The following is a 19209-nucleotide window of genomic DNA, read 5'->3' on the forward strand; positions in this document are numbered from 1 at the left end:
GAGCATCCACGTCTTGAACGCGGGGTGGGTCCGGCGAAGACGTGGATGGTCGGGACAGGCCCGACCATGACGGCGAAGGCTCCGGCGCAGTCGGTGTTGTCAGCTTCCCGTCACGGCCTCGACCGTGATGTCGGTGGTCTCGAGCTTGGGCCGGTTGATGTCGAGCGACTCGCCGGTGACGAGATAGTGGATCGTCTCGGCGATGTTGGTGGTGTGGTCGCCGATGCGCTCGACGTTCTTGGCGCAGAACAGGAGATGCGTGCAGAAGGTGATGTTGCGCGGATCTTCCATCATGTAGGTCAGAAGCTCGCGGAAGAGCGAGGTGTAGAGCGCGTCGATCTCGCCGTCGCGGTGCCAGACCTCGAGCGCCTTCTGCTCGTTGTTGGTGGCGTAGGCGTCGAGCACGTCCTTGAGCTGCGCCTGGACCAGCCGGCTCATATGCTCGAGCCCGACCACGGCCCGGTGCGGCGGCGAGAACTGGCCCGAGATCGCCACGGCGCGCTTGGCGATGTTCTTGGCGAGGTCGCCGACGCGCTCGATGTCCGACGCGATCCGGATCGCCGAGATCAGCTCGCGCAGGTCGTTGGCGAGCGGCTGGCGCCGGGCGATCGTCAGCACGGCGCGCTCCTCGACGTCGCGCTGCAGGTTGTCGAGCCGCTGGTCGGCGGAGATCACCTTCTGGGCCAGCGTCGTGTCGCGGCGCACCAGCGCGACCGTGGAATCGCCGAGCATGCGCTCGGACATGCCGCCCATCTCGGCGAGGCTGCGGCGCAGCGACTCCAGTTCGGCGTCGTAGGAGCGGACGATATGTTCGGTCATCGCGGCGTTGTCCTTTGGATGCGGAGCGGAAGCGGCGGTCAGGTCAGCCGAAGCGGCCGGTGACGTAGTCCTGCGTCTGCTTCTTGCCCGGGTTCATGAAGATCGTGTTGGTCGCGTCGAACTCGATCACCTCGCCGAGATACATGAAGGCGGTGTACTGCGAGATGCGCGCCGCCTGCTGCATGTTGTGGGTCACGATGACGATGGTGAAGTCGGTCTTCAGCTGCTCGAGCAGGTCCTCGATCTTGCCGGTCGAGATCGGATCGAGCGCCGAGGTCGGCTCGTCGAACAGGATGACCTCCGGCTTCTGCGCGATGGTGCGCGCGATGCAGAGGCGCTGCTGCTGGCCGCCCGACAGGCCCATGCCGGAGGTCTTGAGCTTGTCCTTGACCTCGTCCCACAGCGCGGCGCGGCGCAGCGCGCCCTCGACGCGGTCGTCGAGCTCGGACTTCGGCGGCTTCTCATAGAGCCGGATGCCGAAGGCGACGTTGTCGTAGATCGACATCGGGAACGGCGTCGGCTTCTGGAAGACCATGCCGATGCGCGAGCGCAGCTCGTTGACGTCGACGTCGTTGGAGATGACGTTGCGCCCGTCCAGCATCACCTCGCCGGTCGCCTTCTGCTCGGGATAGAGCGAGTAGATCCGGTTGAAGATGCGCAGCAGGGTCGACTTGCCGCAGCCCGAGGGGCCGATCAGCGCGGTGACGTGCCGGTCGCGGAAGTCGAGATTGATGTTCTTCAGCGCCTTGTGCTCGCCGTAGTAGAAATCGAGGTTCTTCACCGCGATCCGGACGGGCGCATCGGCATCGAGCGACTGCGGGCTGAGTTCGAGGGTGGACAGCATCGAAGGGTTCCTTCGGATCGGACGCGACGGTGAGAAAGCGCTGGTCTTACTTGCTGCCGCGGACGATGCGGCGGGCGATGATCGAAAGCAGCAGGATGGACATGGTGATGATCAGCGAACCGGCCCAGGCGAGCTGCTGCCAGTTCTCATAAGGCGCCGAGGCGAACATGTAGATCGTCACCGGCAGATTGGAGACGCCGCCCATCAGATCGGCCGAGAACCAGAAATTGTTGTTCAGCGCGGTGAAGATCAGCGGCGCCGTCTCGCCGGCGATGCGGGCGAGCGCGAGCAGGATGCCGGTGACCATGCCGGCCTTGGCCGCCTTCCAGGTGATCGAGGTGATGACCACCGACGGAGGCGCGCCGAGCGCGGCGCCGGCCTCGCGCAGCGGCCCCGGCACGAGGCGCAGCATGTCCTCGGTGGTGCGCACGATGACCGGGATCGCGATGATGCCGAGCGCGACGCCGCCGGCCCAGCCGGAATAGCCGCCGAGCGGCTCGACCAGGATGACGTAGACGAACAGGCCGATCAGGATCGACGGCGCCGAGAGCAGGATGTCGTTGATGAAGCGGATCAGGTCGGCGAGCTTCGAGCCCTTGCCGTACTCGGCGAGATAGGTGCCGGCGAGCACGCCGATCGGCGTCGCCACGACGATGCCGAGGAAGGTCAGGATGACCGAGCCGGCGATGGCGTTGGCGAGGCCGCCCCCCTCCGAGCCGGGGCCGGGCGTGATCTGGGTGAAGGTGGCGACGGACAAGCCGCCGATGCCCTTCACGATCAGCATGCCGAGAATCCAGAACAGCACGGAGATCGCGATGACGGTGAAACTGGCCGTGATGATCCGCATCGACTTGTCGGCGACGCGACGCGACTGGCGAACCCGGCCCCAGGTCGTCGGGGGGAGTTCACGGACGGTGGAGGGTGTCGTCAGGCTCATGATCTTCAACCCGCTCAGAAGGTTTTGACGCGTGCGACGAGGATGCGCGCGATGACGAGGACGACGAAGGTGACGAAGAAGAGGATGCAGCCGAGACCGATCAGCGCGTTCATCTGCAGGCCCAGCGCCTCGTTGAACTCGTTGGCGATGCGCGAGGCGATGGTCGAGCCTGGATCCATGATCGATCCCGAGAGACGGTTGGCGTTGCCGACGACGAAGGTCACGGCCATCGTCTCGCCGAGCGCGCGGCCGAGCCCGAGCATGATCGCGCCGATGATCGAGACGCCGGCCTGCGGCACGAGCACATGGCGCACCACCTCCCAGGTCGTCGCGCCGATGCCATAGGCGCTCTCGCGCAGCACGGAGGGGATCTGGTCGAGCATGTCGCGCACGATCGAGGCGATGAAGGGAATGATCATGAAGGCCAGGATGATGCCGGCCGTCAGGATGCCCAGCCCCGAGGGCGAGCGCGAATACAGGATCGTGCCGACGATCGGCATGCCCTCGACGATGTTCGAGAGCGGCACCTGCACATAGGCCGCAAACAGCGGCACGAAGACGAACAGCCCCCACATGCCGTAGATGATCGACGGCACCGCCGCGAGCAACTCGATGGCGGTCGAGACCGGCTGCTTGAACCAGGGCGGGGCGAGCTGCGTCAGGTAGACCGCAATGCCCAGCGACAGCGGCACGCCGATCAGCAGCGCGATGAAGGCGGTCGTCAGGGTGCCGGCGATCGCCGGCCAGGCGCCATAGACATCGGCCTGCGTGTCCCATTGCGAGCCGGTGATGAAGCCGAGCCCGAAGGCCTTGAAGGCCGGCCAGCCGCCGATGATCATCGACAGCATGATGCCGGCGAGCAGGATCAGCACGAACAGCGCCGAGGCGAAGCTGGCGTTGCGGAAGATGAGGTCGAAGGTGCCCTTCGGCGTCTTGCGCTGGGGGCGCGCGGCCGGAATGCTCATTGGGTCGGTCACGGCGGTCATCCGTGGAACTCCGGTCGTAGCGGAAAGGGTCTTGGCGGCTGAGGGGAGCGGGCCTCTCGGGCGGGCCCCCATCCCCAGCAGCCGCGAGGGCCGCTGCTGGGGATGGGGGCCGGGAGAGACGAGGCGAGGCGGGATGACCCGCCTCGCCCCTTCTTGGCTTGGATCAGAAGATCGGCTTGCCGGCCGGGTCGGTGACGCCCTTCCAGGAGGCGCGGACCTGGTCCTTGACGGTCGCCGGAAGCGGCACGTATTCGAGGTCGAGAGCGAGCTTGTCGCCGTTCTTGAAGGCCCAGTCGACGAACTTCAGCGCGGCGCCGACCTCTTCCGGCTTCTCCGGCTTGGCGTGGACGAGCAGGAAGGTCGCGGCGGTGATCGGCCAGGCCTCGGCGCCCTTCTGGTTGTTCAGCGAGATGCCGAAGCCGGGAGCGGCATTCCAGTCGGCATTGGCGGCAGCGGCCTGGAAGGACTTGTCGTCCGGATCCGGGAACTGGCCGTCGGCGTTCTGGATCAGCGCGTAGCTGAGCTTGTTCTGCTTGGCATAGGCATACTCGACATAGCCGATCGAGTTGGCGACCTGCTTGACCGAGGCGGAGACGCCCTCATTGCCCTTGCCGCCAATGCCGACAGCCCACTGCACCGAGGTGTTGGTGCCGACCTTGGACTTCCAGTCGGCCGAGACCTTCGAGAGATAGTCGGTGAAGACGAAGGTCGTGCCCGATCCGTCCGAACGGTAGACGGGGGTGATGTTGGCGTCGGGCAGCTTCAGGCCGGGGTTGAGGGCGACGATCTTCGGATCGTTCCACTTCTTGACGGTGCCCATGTAGATCTCGGCGATCAGCGGGCCGGTCAGCTTGAGCTGGCGGGCTTCGACGCCGGCGATGTTGATGGCGGGCACGACGCCGCCCATGACGGTCGGGAACTGGATCAGCCCGTCCTTGGTCAGGTCCTCGCCCTTGAGCGGGGCGTCGGTGGCGCCGAAGGCGACCGTCTTGGCCTTGATCTGGCGGATGCCGCCACCCGAGCCGATCGACTGGTAGTTCAGACCGATGCCGGTCTCCTTCTTGTAGGCCTCGGCCCACTTCGAATAGATCGGGAAGGGGAAGGTCGCGCCGGCGCCGGTGATGTCGGCGGCCTGGGCCACGCCGGACAGACCGATGGTCGCGGCCGCGAGAATGAGAAGTTTGCGCATGAGATGTCCTCTCTGGGTCGCAGGTTCAGCGAGCCGTTCAGAACACTGTCTGCATGACAGCTTCATGACAATTCGTCACGAGGGCTGTCACACAGCCGTCACGCAGCGTTAAGGACTGGCGCTCAGGGCTTGCGCGGCGGCGCCCCGAAACGGGGCAGGACGGCCCGGAAGGTCGCTCCCTGGCCGAGCGCGCTCTCGATCGTCAGACGCCCGCGATGGCGCAGCACGATGTGCTTGACGATGGCGAGGCCGAGCCCGGTGCCGCCGGCCTCGCGGCTCGCCGCCGTATCGACCCGGTAGAAGCGCTCCGTCAGCCGCGGCAGATGCTCCGGCGCGATGCCAGGCCCGTCGTCGCGCACGCCGACGCTGACCTCCAGCGGACCGTCGACGACGTCGATCACGACCTCGCCGCCGCTCTTGCCGTATTTGATCGCGTTCTCGACGAGGTTCTCCATCAGCCGCAGCAGCTCGTCGCGGTCGCCCGCGACCTTCACCGGCTCGGCCGGCGCCTTCAGCGTCAGCATGACCTCGCGCTCGCGCGCCATCAGCGTCAGCGAATCCACGATCTCGCGCGAGATCCCGGTGAGATCGACCGGCGTCTCCGGCGCCAGATGCGCGCGCAGCTCGATGCGCGAGAGCGAGAGCAGGTCGTCGACGAGCCGCGCCATGCGCAGCCCCTGCTCGCGCATGATCGCGAGGAACCGGTCGCGCGCGCCGGCGTCGTTGCGCGCCGGGCCCTGCAGGGTCTCGACGAAGCCGAGCAGCGAGGCGAGCGGCGTGCGCAGCTCGTGGCTGGCATTGGCGACGAAATCGACGCGCATCCGCTCCGTGACGCGCTGCTCGCTCAGATCCTCGAAGGTCAGGAGCACCGGCCGCCGCCAGCCCGCCCCCGTCAGCGCCGCGATATGGATGCGGAAGGTGCGCTCGACCGGCACCCGCTCGACAAGCTCGATCACCTGACGGCCGCCCTGGCGGGCGACGCCGTCGATCGCCTCGATCAGGTCCGGATCGCGCATCACCAGCGTCAGCGGCTGCCCGACATCGAGCGCCGGGATCAGCGCGCGCATCGCCGGGCTCAGCGCCTGGGCCACGCCCTGGCCGTCTAGCAACACGGCGGCGGAACCGATCGCCTCCACCAGGGCATGCGTCGCAGGGGAGCGGGGATCGACGGCATCGGGCATGGGAGACCTCGACGCGCGCGACGCCGATGGACGAGGAGGCACCGCGCGGGCGCTTCTTCCTGATGGCAAGCCCGGCCGATGGCAAGCCCGGCGCCCGTCAATTCCCTTCGGCGCCGCGCCCCGCTAGGCTGGGCCGATTGCCAAGGAGGGCCCGATGGCCAAGAGCCTGTCAGCGCGCAAGCAGAAGACCACGATCCGCCTCGTCTCCGGCGGCAAGGAGGACGCGCCCACGCCCGAGACGGCGGGCAAGAGCAAGACCAGGCCGGCCCGCAAGCCGCCGGGGCCCAAGGGCTTCGACATCGAGGCGGAAACCTTGCCCGCCGCGATCGTCGACGCCGCCTTCCGCAGCGGCGACTACCCTTACGGCAAGCGCATGAAGCGAAAGCGCTACGAGGCCGAGATCGAGCCGCTGCAGATCGAGCTGCAGAAGCTCGCGACCTGGGTGCGCGAGCGGAAAGAGCGTGTCGTCATCCTCTTCGAGGGCCGCGACGGCGCCGGCAAGGGCGGCACCATCGGGCGCTTCACCCAGCATCTCAACCCGCGCCAGGCCCGCGTCGTCGCGCTCTCCAAGCCCTCCGACAGCGAGGCCGGGCAATGGTATTTCCAGCGCTACGCGGCGCAGATGCCCACGGCCGGTGAGATCGTCTTCTTCGACCGCTCCTGGTACAACCGCGCCGGCGTCGAGCGCGTCATGGGCTTCTGCACGCCGGAGCAGACCGAGACGCTGCTGCACGAGGCCCCGGCCTTCGAGGGCATGCTGGTGCGCGACGGCATCCGGCTGATCAAGCTCTTCATCACCATCGGCCCGGAGATGCAGATGCTGCGGCTGCATGCGCGCTGGCACGACCCGCTCAAGCGCTGGAAGCTCTCGCCGATCGACTTCGAGGCGATCCCGCGCTTCGCCGCCTATTCCGAGGCCTTCGACGAAATGCTCGAGCGCAGCTCGACCGACTGGGCGCCCTGGCACGTCATCCGCGGCAACGACAAGCTGCGCGCCCGCCTCAATGCGATCCGCCACGTCCTGCTCGCGATCCCCTATGACGGGCGCGACGAGGCCGCGATCGGCGAGCTCGACCACAAGATCGTCGTCGACGTGAAGCACTATCTCCACAAGGGCGGCGAGGTCTGAGCGACCCCGCCGCTGCACGGCCGAGCGGCCTGCGCAACGCCCTCCCGCGGCCGGGCGATGCCCGGTCCTGCGCTCCCTTTTCGATGCCCACCAACCCGGAAGCCCGACCATGACCAAGACCATCCTGATCTCCGGCGCCACCGCCGGCTTCGGCGCCGCGACCGCCCGCCGCTTCATCGCCGCCGGCTGGCGCGTCATCGGCACCGGGCGCCGGGCCGACCGGCTCGACGCCCTCAAGGCCGAGCTCGGCGAGCGCTTCCACGGCGCCACCTTCGACATCACCGACGAGGCGGCGATGGCCGCGGCGCTCGCGGCCCTGCCGGCCGACTTCGCCAAGATCGACGTGCTCCTGAACAATGCCGGCCTCGCGCTCGGCACCAAGCCAGCGCCACAGACCAAGCTCTCGGACTGGAAGACGATGATCGGCACCAACGTCACCGGGCTGGTGACGCTGACCCATCACCTCCTGCCCGGGCTGATCGAGCGGCGCGGCGCCATCGTCAACATCGCCTCCGTGGCCTCGAACTGGCCCTATGCCGGCGGCAACGTCTATGGCGGCACCAAGGCCTTCGTCCGCCAGTTCTCGCTCGGCCTGCGCTCGGACCTGCAGGGCACCGGCGTGCGCGTCACCTCGATCGAGCCCGGCCTCTGCGAGAGCGAGTTCACGCTGGTCCGCAACGGCGGCGACAAGGCCGCCTATGACGCGCTCTATGGCGGCGCCGATCCGCTGCAGCCGCAGGACATCGCCGACACGGTGTTCTGGGTCGCGACGCTGCCCGCCCACGTCAACATCAACAGCCTCGAGATCATGCCGGTGAGCCAGTCCTTCGCCGGCTTCCAGATCCACCGCAAAAGCTGATCCCGGATCGGGCGCTGGGGTAGCAAAACCTCAGCGCCCCATCACCAGATTGGGCAGCCAGGTCGTCAGCGGCGGCCAGAGCGTGATCGCCACCAGCACCGCCAGCAGCGGCATCAGCCAGGGCACGATCGCCCGCGACATCGACTCGAAGCTGATATTGGCGACCTTCGCCGTGACGAAGAGGACGACGCCGACCGGCGGCGTGATCGTGCCGATCATCAGGTTGAGCACGAAGATCAGCCCGAACTGGATCGGGTCGATCCCGAACTGCGCCGCCGCCGGCGTCAGGATCGGAATCAGGATCAGCATGGCGGCGAGCGCCTCCATGAAGCAGCCGACGAAGAGCAGGAGCAGGTTGACGATCAGGAGGAAGATCAGCGGGTTGCCGGCGAGGTCGACCAGCATCGGCCCGACCACCTGCGGGATGCGCGAGATCGACAGGCACCAGCCGAGCGCGGCGGCCGTCATCACCAGCGCCAGCACGACGCCAGTGGTCTCGACCGTCTGCACGACGAGCTCCGGCAGATCGTCGAGATCGAAGCTGCGATAGACGAAGAGCCCGAGCACCAGCGCATAGGCCGTGGCGACTGCGGCCGCCTCGGTGGGCGTGAAGATGCCCGCCATCATCCCGCCGAACAGGATCACCGGCGTCATCAGCGCCCAATGCGCCTCCTTGTAGGCGACCCAGAGCTGGGCCGCGCCCGGGAAGGGATGGCGCGGCAGGTCGCGCTTTTTCGCGACCTGCACCACCATCGCCATCAGCCCGCCGGCCATCAGCAGGCCGGGGATGACGCCGGCGAGGAACAGCCCGCCGATCGAGACATCCGCCGAGACGCCGTAGATGACCATCGGCAGCGAGGGCGGAATGATCGGGCCGATCGTCGCCGACGCAGCCGTGATCGCGGCCGCCGTCTCGGCGTCGTAGCCCTCGTCCTTCATCGCCTTGATCTCGAGCGTGCCGACGCCGCCGGCATCCGCCACCGCCGAGCCCGACATGCCCGCGAAGATCACGCTGGCGAGGATGTTGGCGTGGCACAGGCCGCCGCGCAGCCAGCCGACGCAGGCCGTGGCGAAGGCGAAGATCCGGTCGGTGATGCCGGCCGAGTTCATGATGTTGCCCATCAGGATGAACAGCGGCGCCGCCAGCAGCGGGAAGGAATTGGCCGACTGCGCGATCTTCTGCGGCACGATGCCGAGCGGGAAGCCGCCGAGAAAGGCGAACGCGATCGCCGCCAGCCCCATCGAGACGAAGAGCGGCACGCCGATCAGGAGCGCGGCGAACCAGACCGGCAGGATCTGCAGCATCAGGGTGGTCACAGCGGCTGGCTCCCCGGCTCGGCCGTAACGTGGCGTCGGCCCGCCACGACATCGCCGATCTCGGCCAGCGCCTGCAGGATCAGCGCGAGTCCCGCCAGCGGCATGACGATGTAGAGCGCCGCCCCCGAGATCGGCAGCGCGATCGACTCGACATCCCAGTTGCGCTCGATCAGCGCGAAGGAATAGCGGATCAGCACGGCCGCGAAGACGATGATGGCCAGTTGCGTGACGATCTCCAGCACCCGGCCGGCGCCCGCGGGCAGCTTGTCGGCGAAGACGGTGATGCGGATATGCGAGCGCCGCCGCGCCGCGATGATCCAGCCGACGAAGCCGGTCCAGACCAGCAGGTACTGCGCGAGCTCGTCGGTCCAGGCCAGCGGCGCATTGAGCTGGCGCGACAGCACGCCGAGCAGGACCGCGACCAGCAGCGAGAGCAGCAGCGCCACGGCAGCCCCGCGCACGATGCGGTCGGAGAGGTGGAGGAGGGATTTCATCGGTTACGCACTGGCTGTGAAGGAAGCGACCCCAGGGCCCTCGACGTCATGCTCGCCCTTGTGGCGAGCATCCACGTCTTGAACACAGTTCTCGCCAAAGGAAGACGTGGATGGTCGGGACAAGCCCGACCATGACGGTGAGCCTTCGAAGGCCAGCTTCAGCTCAAAGCGCCGCCAGCGCGTCCCAGGTGCCCTTGCCCCATTTGCTTTCGAACTGCTTGGGCAGTGTCGCCAGCACCGGCTTCGAGAAGCTTTCGAGATCCGGCTCGGTCACGCTCATGCCGGCGGCCTTCAGCGTCGCCACAAGGCTGCCCTCCTGGCTGGCGAGTTCGGCGTCCTGCCAGGCGACGCCCTCGGCGATGGCCGCCTCCAGCAGGCTGCGGTCGGCGTCCTTGAGGCCCTTCCAGAAATCGCCGTTCACGATGACCAGCCGCGGCGTGATGATGTGGCCGGTCAGGATGAGGTGCTTCTGCACCTCCTGCAGCTTGGCGCTGTGGATCGTCGGCAGCGGGTTCTCCTGCCCGTCGACCGCGCCCTGGCTCAGCGCCAGGTAGAGCTCGTTGAAGTTCACCGGCGTCGCCTTGGCGCCCCAGGCCTCGACCATGGCGCGGAAGGTGTCGACCGGCGGCACCCGCAGCTTGAGGCCCGCGACGTCGGCGACGCTCTTCACCGGCTTGGAGCCCGTGGTGAGATGGCGCTTGCCGTAATAGGTCACGGCGGCCATGCGCATGCCGCGCTTCTTCTCCAGCTCGGCATTCATCTGCGTGAACACCGGGGCCTTGGCGACCTTCGCCATATGGGCGGCGTCGCGCCAGAGATAGGGCGCCTCGACCACCGAGAGCTGCGGCAGGAAGGAGCCGAGCGCGGCCGCCCCGTCCGTGGTCATGGTCAGCGCGCCCGAGGCGACCGACTCCATCATGTCCTTGCCGGACCCGAGCTGGCCGGCCGGGAAGGTCTGGATGTCGATACGCCCGGAGCTCTTCTCCTTCACCTGCTTGGCGATGCGCTCGACCATCTGCACCTGCGGATGCGTTACGGGGAGCATCTCGCCCCAGCGCAGCACGGTCGCCTGTGCGCGCAGGACGCTCGGCATGGCGATGGCGCCGCCCGCAAGCACAGCGGAGCCGGCGAGGAAGTCGCGTTTGGTGATCTTGGTCATGGTGGTTCCTTCCCTGTGCGGACCATCGCCTCGATTCACAGCCCTCATCCTGAGGAGCGCTCCGCAGGGGCGCGTCTCGAAGGATGCTCCAGATGGTTCCGGAGCCTCCGGGAGCATCCTTCGAGACGCCGCTTCGCGGCTCCTCAGGATGAGGGCTGTGGGATCTCGACGCTGGTCCCTCCCGAATGACGGCCGGTTCGCCCGGCTCGCCTGCTTGACGTCCTCAGTAGCTCATCGCCCGCGTGCGGGCGTTGCCGATATGGATGCTCATCTCCTCCGCGGCGCGGACCGGGTCGCGCGCCTCGATGGCGGTGATGATCTTGAGGTGGTCGCGCATCACCGGCACCAGGATGTGGTTCTGGATGCGCGTCTCATATTGCCGGATCAGCCGGATCTTCAGCCAGGTGACGCGGAAGGCCTTGGAGACGATGTCGTTGTCGAGATGGTCGATGATCGCCTCGTGCATCAGCCGGTCGACATCCTCCGCATCCTCGATCAGCTGCGGGTCGCCGCCGGCCTCGGCCCGGGCGATGATCGCCTCGTGCCGGGCGCGCTGCTCTGCGATCTCGTCATCGGTCGCATTCACCGCGTAGAGCGCGGTCGCCTCCTTCTCGAGGAAGAGCCGGAACTGGAAGGCGTTGCGGATCAGGTTGAGGTCGACATGGGCGACCTGCATGCCCCGCTGCGGCACGGTCTTGATCAGCCCTTCGGCCTCCAGACGCGGGATCAGCTCGCGGATGGCGCCGAGCGGCAGGCCGGTCAGCGCCACCAGCTCGCGCTGGGTCACGAACTGTCCGGGCTTGATCTCGCGCGCCAGCAGCCGCTCGGTGAAGGAGGCATAGGCGCGCTCCCTCAGCTTCAGCGGCTCGCCCTCGCGCGGATCCTGCTCGGACTGGTTCAAGACACCCTCCCTCAGGCCGCTCTGGCCTGCATGATCCGGTCATAGGCCGCAAACAGCCGCTGGCGCCTCGCCTCGTCCAGCGCCTCCAGCGGCGCGCGCATCGCGCCATAGCCGGCGTCGCCGTGCAAGTGGCCGACCAGCGCCTTCACCGCCGCCAGCACCGGATGCGAGCAGATCTCGTCGACCAGCGCGTTGACGGTCGGGTCGTCCTTGCCCTCGTAGACGATCGGGCGCAGCAGATGCGGCACCAGATTGGCGACGCCGCAGATCGAGCCCTGCGCGCCGTTGCGCACCGCCTTGGCCAGCAGGCGCTCGTCGCCGACGAGGATGGCGAGTTCGCCATGCGCCTTCAGATAGGCCTCGGTGTTGGCATAGTCGCCCGACGAATCCTTCACGCCCGTGACGACGCCAGGAAACGCCTTCTTCAGCCGGTCGATCAGCCCGACGCTCAGGCCCACCGCCGTCACCGAGGGGATATGGTAGAGGATGACGTTGCGCACGGAGGGGCCGAGCTTCTCGAAGAGCTGCGAGAACCAGCGAAAGAGCCCCTCGTCGCTGACGCCCTTGAAGTAGAAGGGCGGCGCGACCAGCAGCCCCTTGGCGCCGGCATCGAGCGCGAGGCGCCCCTGCTCGACCGACTCGTTCAGCGAGGCCGCCGCGACGCCGGCATAGATCTGCGTCGCCGGATCGACCCCCGCCCCCATCAGGGCTCCCATCATCGCTGCCCGCGCCGGCAGGCCGAGCGCGGCCCCCTCGCCCGTCGTGCCGAACAGCGTGACGCTGTCGCAGCCCTGGGCGAGGACATGGCGGGCATGGGTGACGAGACGCGGCAGGTCGACGCTGCCGCCCTCCCGCATCGGGGTGGTGATGGCGCAGGAGAGGCCGAAGCGGTTGGGATCGATGGACATGGAAAACCGTCTTTCAGAGCGAGAGATCAATAGGCGTGTGGGTGGGATGGCAGGGGCGGACCCTGCGCCCCGCCGTCATGGGGATTGCGCGCGTCAGCCATCCTTGAGCCCTCCGGCCGAGAGCCCGGCGACGATCTGGCGCTGGGCCAGCACCGTCACCAGCAGCACCGGCAGCGTCACCAGAAGCGCGGCCGCCGCCAGCGGGCCCCAGGAAATCTGCTCGAAGGTCAGCGAGTTGTAGACCGCCGAGGGCAGCGTGCGGCTGTTCTTGCCGCCGAGCACGACCGAGAAGATGAAGTTGTTCCAGGAGAAGATGAAGGCGAGGATGCCGCCGACCGTGACGCCCGGCATCGCCAGCGGCAGCGCGACATGGCGGAAGGCCTGCCAGCTCGAGGCGCCGTCGATGCGCGCCGCATCCTCCAGCTCCATCGGAATGTTCTCGAAATAGCCGATCATGATCCAGACGATGATCGGGATGGTGATGACGAGATGGGTGATGACCAGCGCCGTGATCGTCCCCACCAGCCCGGTCATCTGGAACAGCAGGAACAGCGGGATCAGGTAGGACAGCGCCGGCGTCATCCGCGCGACCAGGATCAGGATGGCGAACTTCGTCGCCTTGCCGCGCGCGATGCCGTAGCCGGCGGGCACGCCCACCGCGAGACCGATCAGCACCGCCCCGCCCGTGACCAGGATCGAGTTCCACAGATAGAGCGCGAAATTGTTCTGCGCGAAGACGTCGATGTAGTTCTTCAGCGTTGGCGGATCGGGAATGAAGACCGGCGGGAAGGCGGTGTTGTCGAGCTCGTTCTTCAGCGACAGCGAGATCATCCAGAGGAAGACCAGCACCGCCGGCGAGACCAGCACGAAGACCGAGGCGTAGAAGCCGAGTTTCTTGGCGAGGCGGGTCATCGTGCAGCCCTCTCCGTCATTGCGAGGAGGCGCAGCCGACGAAGCAATCCAGGGGCAACACGCAATCCGTCTGGATTGCTTCGCTGCGCTCGCAATGACGGATGCAAGCCCATCACGCGTTCCACTTCGACTTCTGCCGCGCGTAGAGCAGCAGCAGCGAGAGCATGATCACGATGACGAAGAAGATCACCACCACGGCCGAGGCGTAGCCGATCTTGTAGAACTGGAACGCCTGCAGATAGAGGAAGATGTTCAGCGTCTCCGACGCCGTGCCCGGCCCGCCCTGGGTGATCACGAAGATCGTGTCGAAGGCCTTCAGCGCGTCGATCGTACGGATGACGATCGCCACCATGATGAAGGGCCAGACCAGCGGCAGCGTGATGTGGCGGAACATGTGCCAGTCATTGGCGCCGTCGATCAGCGCGGATTCGTAAGGCTCGCGCGGCAGGCCGGCGAGCCCGCCCAGCACGATCAGCATGACCAGCGGCGTCCAGTGCCAGACCTCGACGAGGATCAGCGTCGGGATCACCGTATCGGGCGAATAGACCCAGGCCTGCGGCCCGATGCCGAGAAGGGACAGCAGATAGTTCAGCACGCCGAGCTGCGGGTGGAACATCATCGTCCAGACCAGCGCGACCGCCACCGGCGTCGCCATCATCGGCATCACGAAGACCGTGCGCAGCAGGCCCCGGAACGGGAATTCGCGGTGGAACACCAGCGCCGCCGCCGTGCCGAACAGGATCGGCAGCACGACCGCCAGCACGGTGAAATACAGCGTGTGCCCCATCGACTCGATGAAGCGCGCATCGCGGAACAGCTCGGCGAAGTTCTGCAGGCCGACGAATTCCGGCCCGCCGCCGATCTTCCAGTCATGGCCGGACATGTAGAGCGTGAACAGCCAGGGGAAGACGATCACCGTCCCGACCACGAGCACGGCCGGCGCCGCGAACAGCCAGTAGCGCGGCGTGAAATCGGCCGAGTGGACGAAGGGCGCAGGCTGTGCCGGCTCGGTCCGCTCTGCGGGAAGGGTCGTCGTGGTCATGCTCATTTGGTCATCGGCGATTTTGTGCAAGCTCGACGTCTCTTCCCTTCTCCCGGATGGGAGAAGGTGGCGCGGAGCGCCGGATGAGGGCCTGCCGCTGTAGCAAAGAGGCGCAACGGCTCCGTCGCACCTCAGCAATCAGCGGCAGTCCCTCATCCCTGCCCTTCTCCCACCCGGGAGAAGGGTTCCCCGCGCTCTTCCTTCCAACGAAACCAGTTACCCCTGCTCGCTCTTGGCGAGCACCGGCGCGAAGGCTTCCGTCGCCTTCTTCAGCTCGGCGGCGACATCCGACCCGCCGATCATGTTGGTCAGCGCCACGCCGAAGACGTCGCGGAACTCGGTGACCGGCACGATCTGCGGCAGCGCCGCCCGGGCGATCTTGGCCGAGGCCAGCAGGCAGTCGAAATACTGCTTGCCGAACTTCGACGCCTGGATCGTCGCGGTGTCGAGATAGGCCGAGGAGCGCGCGGGCGCGCCGGCGCCGGCCTTGAGCATGGCGAGCTGCTGGGCCTTGTTGGTCATGTGCTGGATGTAGAGCCAGGCGGCCTGCTTCTTCTGCGAGCCGCGCGAGATGCCGATGCCGTCGCCGAACATGCCGGCATGATGCGCCTTCGGCCCCGGCGGCGTCACGCCATAGCCGACCTTGCCGACGATGCGCGACTTGCTGGGATCCTCCAGCGGCGTGGCGAAGCCGATGCCGTCGAGCCACATCGCGGCGCGGCCCTGCATGAAGGTGGTCTGGCACTCGTTCCAGTTGAAGCCGACGGAGCCGACCGGGCCGGTCTCCTTGTTGAGCTTGCGGTAGAGATCGGCCGCCCAGATCGCCTCGGGCGTATCGGTCTGCAGCTTGCCGTCCGCCGAGGTCGCCTCCATGCCCTGGCCGAGCATCAGGCAGGACCAGACCGGGACGTTGGCGTTCTTGAGGCCACGCGAGACGAAGCCGGCGACGCCCTTGGCGGGATCGTGCAGCTTCTGCGCCGCGGTGAACATCTCCTCCATCGTCTTGGGGAAGGCGACGCCCTTCGCGTCGAAGAGCTCCTTGTTGTAGTAGACCATCCAGTAGTCGACGAAGAAGGGCAGCGTATCGAGCGACCCGTCGGCCTGCCGCGCATAGGCGACCGGGCCGGCGCCGAAATCCTCGAAGGCGAAGTCCGGCGAGGTCAGCGAGGCGTCCTTGATGTAGGGGTTCAGATCCTCGAACCACTTGCCCTTGGCGGCCATGCGCTTCTGCACATGCAGCGAGATGCCCGACACGTCGAAGCTCGGCTTGCCCGAGGCGAACTCGATCACCGCCTTCTGGCGCCGCTGCTGCTCCGGCACCTGCTCGGAGGAGACCTTGATGCCGGTGAGCTCGGTGAACTCCTTCTCCGCCGCCTGGAACATCTCCGAGCGCGGGTTCTTCACCAGCAGCACGTCGATGCTGGTGCCCGCGAAGCGCTTCCAGTTGAAGGCCGCCTGGGCGCGCGCCTCGCGCAGCACCAGCGGCGAGCCGATCGCGCCCGCGGCGGCGAAGGCGGCGGTGCCGCGCATCAGCGCGCGGCGGCTCGGCTTGATCGGGGTCTGGCTCATCTCTCGTCCTCCCTGGACTGCTCACGCATCGCCCGTTTCGGGCTGTTCTGCGGCGCTGGCGCGGGACCTCGTCCCTGATCGCCGGCCACCATCTTGGGGCGGACGCTAATCCCGATCGAAGACGGTTGCAAGCTAACATGTCGGTGTGCACATACTCCCGCCAACGATCACGGAAACGCCCGATGCCGCCCGCCCCCGCCCTCGCGCCGCGCCCGCTCGGCCGCAGCCGCCTGCCCGTCTCGACGCTCGGATTCGGCGGCGCGCCGCTGGGCGATCTCTATGCCCATCTCGACGAGGCGAAAGCCGTCGCCACCGTCGAGGCCGCGATCACGGGCGGCGTCACGCTCTTCGACACCTCCCCGCTCTATGGCCACGGCCTCTCCGAGCATCGCATCGGCGCGGCGCTGCGGCGGGTGCCGCGCGAGGGGCTCGTCCTCTCGACCAAGGTCGGCCGCGTCGCGGAGCCCTTTGCCGGGCGCGGCGACGGCTCGGGCTATCGCGGCGGCCTGCCGCACGGGATGCGCTTCGACTATTCCTATGACGGCGCGATGCGCTCCCTCGAGCAGTCGGCCCTGCGGCTCGGCGTCGACCACATCGACATCGTCCTGATCCACGATGTCGATGTCTGGACGCATGGCGCGGCGCTGATCGAGCAGCGCTTCGGCGAGGCCATGAACGGCGCCTATCGCGCGCTGGAGGCCCTGCGGGCGGCCGGCGCCGTCCGCGCGATCGGCGTCGGCGTCAACGAGGCGCAGATGTGCGAGCGCTTCGCCCGCACTGGGGACTTCGACACCATGCTGCTCGCCGGGCGCTATTCGCTGCTGGAGCAGCCGGCACTCGCCTCCTTCATGCCGCTCGCGCTGGAGAAGGGCATCGGCCTGATGCTCGGCGGCGTCTTCAACTCCGGCATCCTCGCCACCGGCCCGGTCCCCGGCGCGCGCTACAACTACAACCCCGCCCCGCCCGGGATCCTCGCCCGCGTCGCCGCGATCGAGGCCGTCTGCACCCGCCATGGCGTTCCCTTGCGCCGCGCCGCGCTGCAGTTCCCGCTCGGCCATCCGGCGGTGGCGAGCCTCGTCATGGGTGCGGTCTCGCCCGCCGAGGTCGCCGACCAGATCGCCGAACTCGCCCAGCCCGTCCCGGCCGCGCTCTGGGCGGACCTCAAGGCGGAAGGCCTCCTCGCCGCCGATGTCCCGGTGCCCCAATGAATCCGCTTCGCATCGACGCCCACCAGCATCTCTGGCAGATCGCGCGCGGCGATTATGGCTGGCTGACGCCCGCGCTCGGCCCGATCCACCGCGACTTCACGCCCGACGACCTCGCCCCCCTGCTCGCCCGCCACGGCATCGACCGGACGATCCTCGTCCAGGCCGCGCCGACCGAGGCCGAGACGCGCTTCCTGCTCGACACCGCCGCGCGCACGCCGCTCATTGCCGGCGTCGTCGGCTGGGTGGATGTCGAGGCGCCCGACGCCCCCGCCCGCATCGCCGCGCTGGCCGCCGACCCGCTGCTGGTCGGCCTGCGCCCGATGGTGCAGGACATCCCCGACCTCGCCTTTCTCGCGCGCCCCTCGCTCGCGCCGGCTCTTGCCGCGATGGTCGCCCACGGCCTCGTCTTCGACGCCCTGATCAAGACGCCGCATATCCCCGCCACGCTCGCGCTGCTCGCCCGCGAGCCGCAGCTCACCGTCGTCATCGACCACGGCGCCAAGCCCGATCTCGTCGCTGGCGATCTCGGGCCCTGGCGCGAGGGGATCAAAGCGCTCGCCGCCCATCCCGGCACATTCTGCAAGCTCTCCGGCCTCGTCACCGAAGCCGCGCCGGACTGGAGCCTCGAGACGCTGCGCCCGGTCGTCGACCATCTGCTGTTGACCTTCGGCCCGGACCGCCTGATCTTCGGCAGCGACTGGCCGGTGGTGACACTGCGCGCGCCCTACGACCGCTGGTTCGACGCGGCGCAGACGCTGCTCGGCGGCTGCAACGAGGACGAGCGAGCTGCGATCTTCGGCGGCACTGCGCAACGCGTCTATTGCGCCCGGCGGGGGCGGCTGTGACCCGCCTTTCGCCGGAGAGGACGACCCCGCCATGCTGAAGACCCTCGACCCCGTCCTCTCCGCCGATCTGCTCTGGATCCTCGCCGCCATGGGCCATGGCGACGATCTCGCGCTGGTCGATGCCAACCACCCCGCCGAGACGATCGCGCGGGCCACCACCAGCGGCCGGCTCGTGCGCCTGCCGGGGCTCACCATGGAGCGGGCGGCCCGCGCCATCCTCTCCGTGCTGCCGATCGACGATTTCGAGCCCGACGCCGTGCGCCGCATGTATGTCGTCGACGAGCCCAAGACGATTCCCGCCGTGCAGGCCGCCGTGCAGCGCGAGGTCGAAGCCGCGCTGGGCGCGCCCCACCCGCTCGCCGGCATGGAGCGCTTCGCCTTCTACGAGACCGCACGGCACGCCTTCGCCGTGGTCCAGGTCGGCGACCCCCGGCCCTATGGCTGCTTCCTGCTGCGCAAGGGCGTCATCGCCGGCGAGCCGGGGTGAGGCTCCACAACCCTCAATCCTCCCCCTTCGCCACCGCCTGGCGCAGACGCGCCAGCGCCTCCTTGGCCCCGGCGGCCAGCGTCGTGTCCTTCGACTCGGCGTCCTTCGTCAGCAGTTCGGTCAGCGCCGCGACCGTGATCTCCTCGCGCGCCGCGGTCAGCTTCAGCACCGCATTGGCGAGGATGTTCGGCCAGAAGGCGGCGGCGCCCTTGGCCAGCCCCTTGGCCTTGCGCCCCTCGAATTCACGGGCGAGCTGTTCGGGCGTCTTCTGGGCCATGGTCCGTTTTCCTTGCACTGGGGTCGCCCTAGCACGATCGCCGCAGGGATGCTGCCCCGAAGGCGCACCCGTCCCAGCAGGAGAGGTGCCGGTGTCGCGACGCCTCTTCCCTTCTCCCGGATGGGAGAAGGTGGCGCGGAGCGCCG

Annotated in this window: 20 protein-coding genes; 5 read left to right on the forward strand and 15 right to left on the reverse strand. The window is 68.1% G+C overall.

What is annotated here, in order from left to right:
• Window positions 1-99: 99 nt before the first annotated feature.
• From phoU to BSY19_RS24640, 6 genes are all read right to left on the reverse strand, one after another.
• A complete protein-coding gene (gene phoU / locus BSY19_RS24615; RefSeq protein ID WP_069056463.1) occupies window positions 100-819 on the reverse strand; it encodes a phosphate signaling complex protein PhoU in 720 nt (239 codons plus the stop codon).
• A 43-nt stretch (window positions 820-862) separates the two neighbouring features.
• Complete coding sequence (gene pstB, locus BSY19_RS24620; protein ID WP_069056464.1) at window positions 863-1663, reverse strand: phosphate ABC transporter ATP-binding protein PstB; 801 nt, start codon at window positions 1661-1663, stop codon at window positions 863-865.
• Between the two features lie 46 nt (window positions 1664-1709).
• Window positions 1710-2600 (reverse strand): phosphate ABC transporter permease PstA, encoded by an 891-nt coding sequence (pstA, locus tag BSY19_RS24625; RefSeq protein WP_069057372.1) that lies wholly within the window; start codon window positions 2598-2600, stop codon window positions 1710-1712.
• A gap of 14 nt (window positions 2601-2614) precedes the next feature.
• Entirely contained in the window at window positions 2615-3586 is a 972-nt protein-coding gene (gene pstC, locus BSY19_RS24630; RefSeq protein ID WP_069056465.1) for a phosphate ABC transporter permease subunit PstC, read from the reverse strand.
• Between the two features lie 163 nt (window positions 3587-3749).
• Window positions 3750-4775 carry a phosphate ABC transporter substrate-binding protein PstS gene (gene pstS / locus BSY19_RS24635; protein ID WP_069056466.1) on the reverse strand — a complete coding sequence of 342 codons (1026 nt, stop codon included), beginning with the start codon at window positions 4773-4775 and terminating at the stop codon, window positions 3750-3752.
• 122 nt (window positions 4776-4897) lie between these two features.
• A complete protein-coding gene (locus BSY19_RS24640) occupies window positions 4898-5956 on the reverse strand; it encodes an ATP-binding protein (protein ID WP_069056467.1) in 1059 nt (352 codons plus the stop codon).
• Window positions 5957-6110: 154 nt separating this feature from the next.
• Between BSY19_RS24640 and ppk2 the strand changes: the two genes are divergently transcribed.
• Together ppk2 and BSY19_RS24650 are read left to right on the forward strand one after the other, a co-directional pair.
• The gene (ppk2, locus tag BSY19_RS24645) at window positions 6111-7085 is read left to right on the forward strand and encodes a polyphosphate kinase 2 (protein ID WP_083247817.1); all 975 of its coding nucleotides are present in this window, start codon (window positions 6111-6113) and stop codon (window positions 7083-7085) included.
• Window positions 7086-7194: 109 nt separating this feature from the next.
• On the forward strand, window positions 7195-7944 hold the full coding sequence (locus tag BSY19_RS24650; protein ID WP_069056468.1) for an SDR family NAD(P)-dependent oxidoreductase: 750 nt from the start codon (window positions 7195-7197) through the stop codon (window positions 7942-7944).
• Between the two features lie 30 nt (window positions 7945-7974).
• Here the strand turns inward: BSY19_RS24650 and BSY19_RS24655 are convergent, their stop codons facing one another.
• The 8 genes from BSY19_RS24655 to BSY19_RS24690 all read right to left on the reverse strand — a co-directional run bounded on the left by BSY19_RS24655 (window position 7975) and on the right by BSY19_RS24690 (window position 16246).
• Window positions 7975-9261, reverse strand: a complete 1287-nt coding sequence (locus BSY19_RS24655) for a TRAP transporter large permease (protein WP_083247818.1) — start codon at window positions 9259-9261, stop codon at window positions 7975-7977.
• The gene (locus tag BSY19_RS24660; RefSeq protein WP_069056469.1) at window positions 9258-9755 is read right to left on the reverse strand and encodes a TRAP transporter small permease; all 498 of its coding nucleotides are present in this window, start codon (window positions 9753-9755) and stop codon (window positions 9258-9260) included. Before BSY19_RS24660 ends, BSY19_RS24655 begins: the two co-directional genes overlap by 4 nt.
• A gap of 163 nt (window positions 9756-9918) precedes the next feature.
• Window positions 9919-10914, reverse strand: coding sequence for a sialic acid TRAP transporter substrate-binding protein SiaP (locus tag BSY19_RS24665; RefSeq protein WP_069056470.1), 996 nt, complete (start codon window positions 10912-10914; stop codon window positions 9919-9921).
• 223 nt (window positions 10915-11137) lie between these two features.
• Window positions 11138-11815: a GntR family transcriptional regulator gene (locus tag BSY19_RS24670; RefSeq protein WP_069056471.1), complete on the reverse strand. Its 678-nt coding sequence runs from the start codon at window positions 11813-11815 to the stop codon at window positions 11138-11140.
• A gap of 11 nt (window positions 11816-11826) precedes the next feature.
• On the reverse strand, window positions 11827-12723 hold the full coding sequence (locus BSY19_RS24675; protein WP_069056472.1) for a dihydrodipicolinate synthase family protein: 897 nt from the start codon (window positions 12721-12723) through the stop codon (window positions 11827-11829).
• Between the two features lie 93 nt (window positions 12724-12816).
• Complete coding sequence (locus BSY19_RS24680; protein WP_069056473.1) at window positions 12817-13635, reverse strand: carbohydrate ABC transporter permease; 819 nt, start codon at window positions 13633-13635, stop codon at window positions 12817-12819.
• A 112-nt stretch (window positions 13636-13747) separates the two neighbouring features.
• Window positions 13748-14683, reverse strand: a complete 936-nt coding sequence (locus BSY19_RS24685; RefSeq protein WP_442856674.1) for a carbohydrate ABC transporter permease — start codon at window positions 14681-14683, stop codon at window positions 13748-13750.
• 210 nt (window positions 14684-14893) lie between these two features.
• Entirely contained in the window at window positions 14894-16246 is a 1353-nt protein-coding gene (locus tag BSY19_RS24690) for an ABC transporter substrate-binding protein (RefSeq protein ID WP_069056474.1), read from the reverse strand.
• A 182-nt stretch (window positions 16247-16428) separates the two neighbouring features.
• Between BSY19_RS24690 and BSY19_RS24695 the strand changes: the two genes are divergently transcribed.
• Genes BSY19_RS24695 through BSY19_RS24705 form a run of 3 tightly spaced genes read left to right on the forward strand, consistent with a single transcriptional unit; the run spans window position 16429 to window position 18786 of the window.
• Entirely contained in the window at window positions 16429-17454 is a 1026-nt protein-coding gene (locus tag BSY19_RS24695; protein ID WP_069056475.1) for an aldo/keto reductase, read from the forward strand.
• Entirely contained in the window at window positions 17451-18299 is an 849-nt protein-coding gene (locus BSY19_RS24700) for an amidohydrolase family protein (protein WP_069056476.1), read from the forward strand. The genes BSY19_RS24695 and BSY19_RS24700 overlap by 4 nt, the downstream gene beginning before the upstream one ends.
• A gap of 31 nt (window positions 18300-18330) precedes the next feature.
• A complete protein-coding gene (locus tag BSY19_RS24705; protein ID WP_069056477.1) occupies window positions 18331-18786 on the forward strand; it encodes an RbsD/FucU family protein in 456 nt (151 codons plus the stop codon).
• 13 nt (window positions 18787-18799) lie between these two features.
• On the opposite strand, the gene BSY19_RS24710 is transcribed toward BSY19_RS24705, so the two are convergent.
• Entirely contained in the window at window positions 18800-19063 is a 264-nt protein-coding gene (locus BSY19_RS24710) for a hypothetical protein (RefSeq protein WP_069056478.1), read from the reverse strand.
• Window positions 19064-19209: the final 146 nt, after the last annotated feature.

Origin of the sequence: Bosea sp. RAC05, assembly GCF_001713455.1 — a bacterium.
Classification (GTDB): Bacteria; Pseudomonadota; Alphaproteobacteria; order Rhizobiales; family Beijerinckiaceae; genus Allobosea.

Excerpts from the sequence above, each read along its gene's own strand:
- phoU (WP_069056463.1), bottom strand. The coding sequence starts at position 819 with ATGACCGAACATATCGTCCGCTCCTACGACGCCGAACTGGAGTCGCTG.
- pstB (WP_069056464.1), bottom strand. The coding sequence starts at position 1,663 with ATGCTGTCCACCCTCGAACTCAGCCCGCAGTCGCTCGATGCCGATGCG.
- pstA (WP_069057372.1), bottom strand. The coding sequence starts at position 2,600 with ATGAGCCTGACGACACCCTCCACCGTCCGTGAACTCCCCCCGACGACC.
- pstC (WP_069056465.1), bottom strand. The coding sequence starts at position 3,586 with ATGACCGCCGTGACCGACCCAATGAGCATTCCGGCCGCGCGCCCCCAG.
- pstS (WP_069056466.1), bottom strand. The coding sequence starts at position 4,775 with ATGCGCAAACTTCTCATTCTCGCGGCCGCGACCATCGGTCTGTCCGGC.
- BSY19_RS24640 (WP_069056467.1), bottom strand. The coding sequence starts at position 5,956 with ATGCCCGATGCCGTCGATCCCCGCTCCCCTGCGACGCATGCCCTGGTG.
- ppk2 (WP_083247817.1), top strand. The coding sequence starts at position 6,111 with ATGGCCAAGAGCCTGTCAGCGCGCAAGCAGAAGACCACGATCCGCCTC.
- BSY19_RS24650 (WP_069056468.1), top strand. The coding sequence starts at position 7,195 with ATGACCAAGACCATCCTGATCTCCGGCGCCACCGCCGGCTTCGGCGCC.
- BSY19_RS24660 (WP_069056469.1), bottom strand. The coding sequence starts at position 9,755 with ATGAAATCCCTCCTCCACCTCTCCGACCGCATCGTGCGCGGGGCTGCC.
- BSY19_RS24665 (WP_069056470.1), bottom strand. The coding sequence starts at position 10,914 with ATGACCAAGATCACCAAACGCGACTTCCTCGCCGGCTCCGCTGTGCTT.
- BSY19_RS24675 (WP_069056472.1), bottom strand. The coding sequence starts at position 12,723 with ATGTCCATCGATCCCAACCGCTTCGGCCTCTCCTGCGCCATCACCACC.
- BSY19_RS24680 (WP_069056473.1), bottom strand. The coding sequence starts at position 13,635 with ATGACCCGCCTCGCCAAGAAACTCGGCTTCTACGCCTCGGTCTTCGTG.
- BSY19_RS24685 (WP_442856674.1), bottom strand. The coding sequence starts at position 14,683 with ATGAGCATGACCACGACGACCCTTCCCGCAGAGCGGACCGAGCCGGCA.
- BSY19_RS24690 (WP_069056474.1), bottom strand. The coding sequence starts at position 16,246 with ATGAGCCAGACCCCGATCAAGCCGAGCCGCCGCGCGCTGATGCGCGGC.
- BSY19_RS24695 (WP_069056475.1), top strand. The coding sequence starts at position 16,429 with ATGCCGCCCGCCCCCGCCCTCGCGCCGCGCCCGCTCGGCCGCAGCCGC.
- BSY19_RS24700 (WP_069056476.1), top strand. The coding sequence starts at position 17,451 with ATGAATCCGCTTCGCATCGACGCCCACCAGCATCTCTGGCAGATCGCG.
- BSY19_RS24705 (WP_069056477.1), top strand. The coding sequence starts at position 18,331 with ATGCTGAAGACCCTCGACCCCGTCCTCTCCGCCGATCTGCTCTGGATC.
- BSY19_RS24710 (WP_069056478.1), bottom strand. The coding sequence starts at position 19,063 with ATGGCCCAGAAGACGCCCGAACAGCTCGCCCGTGAATTCGAGGGGCGC.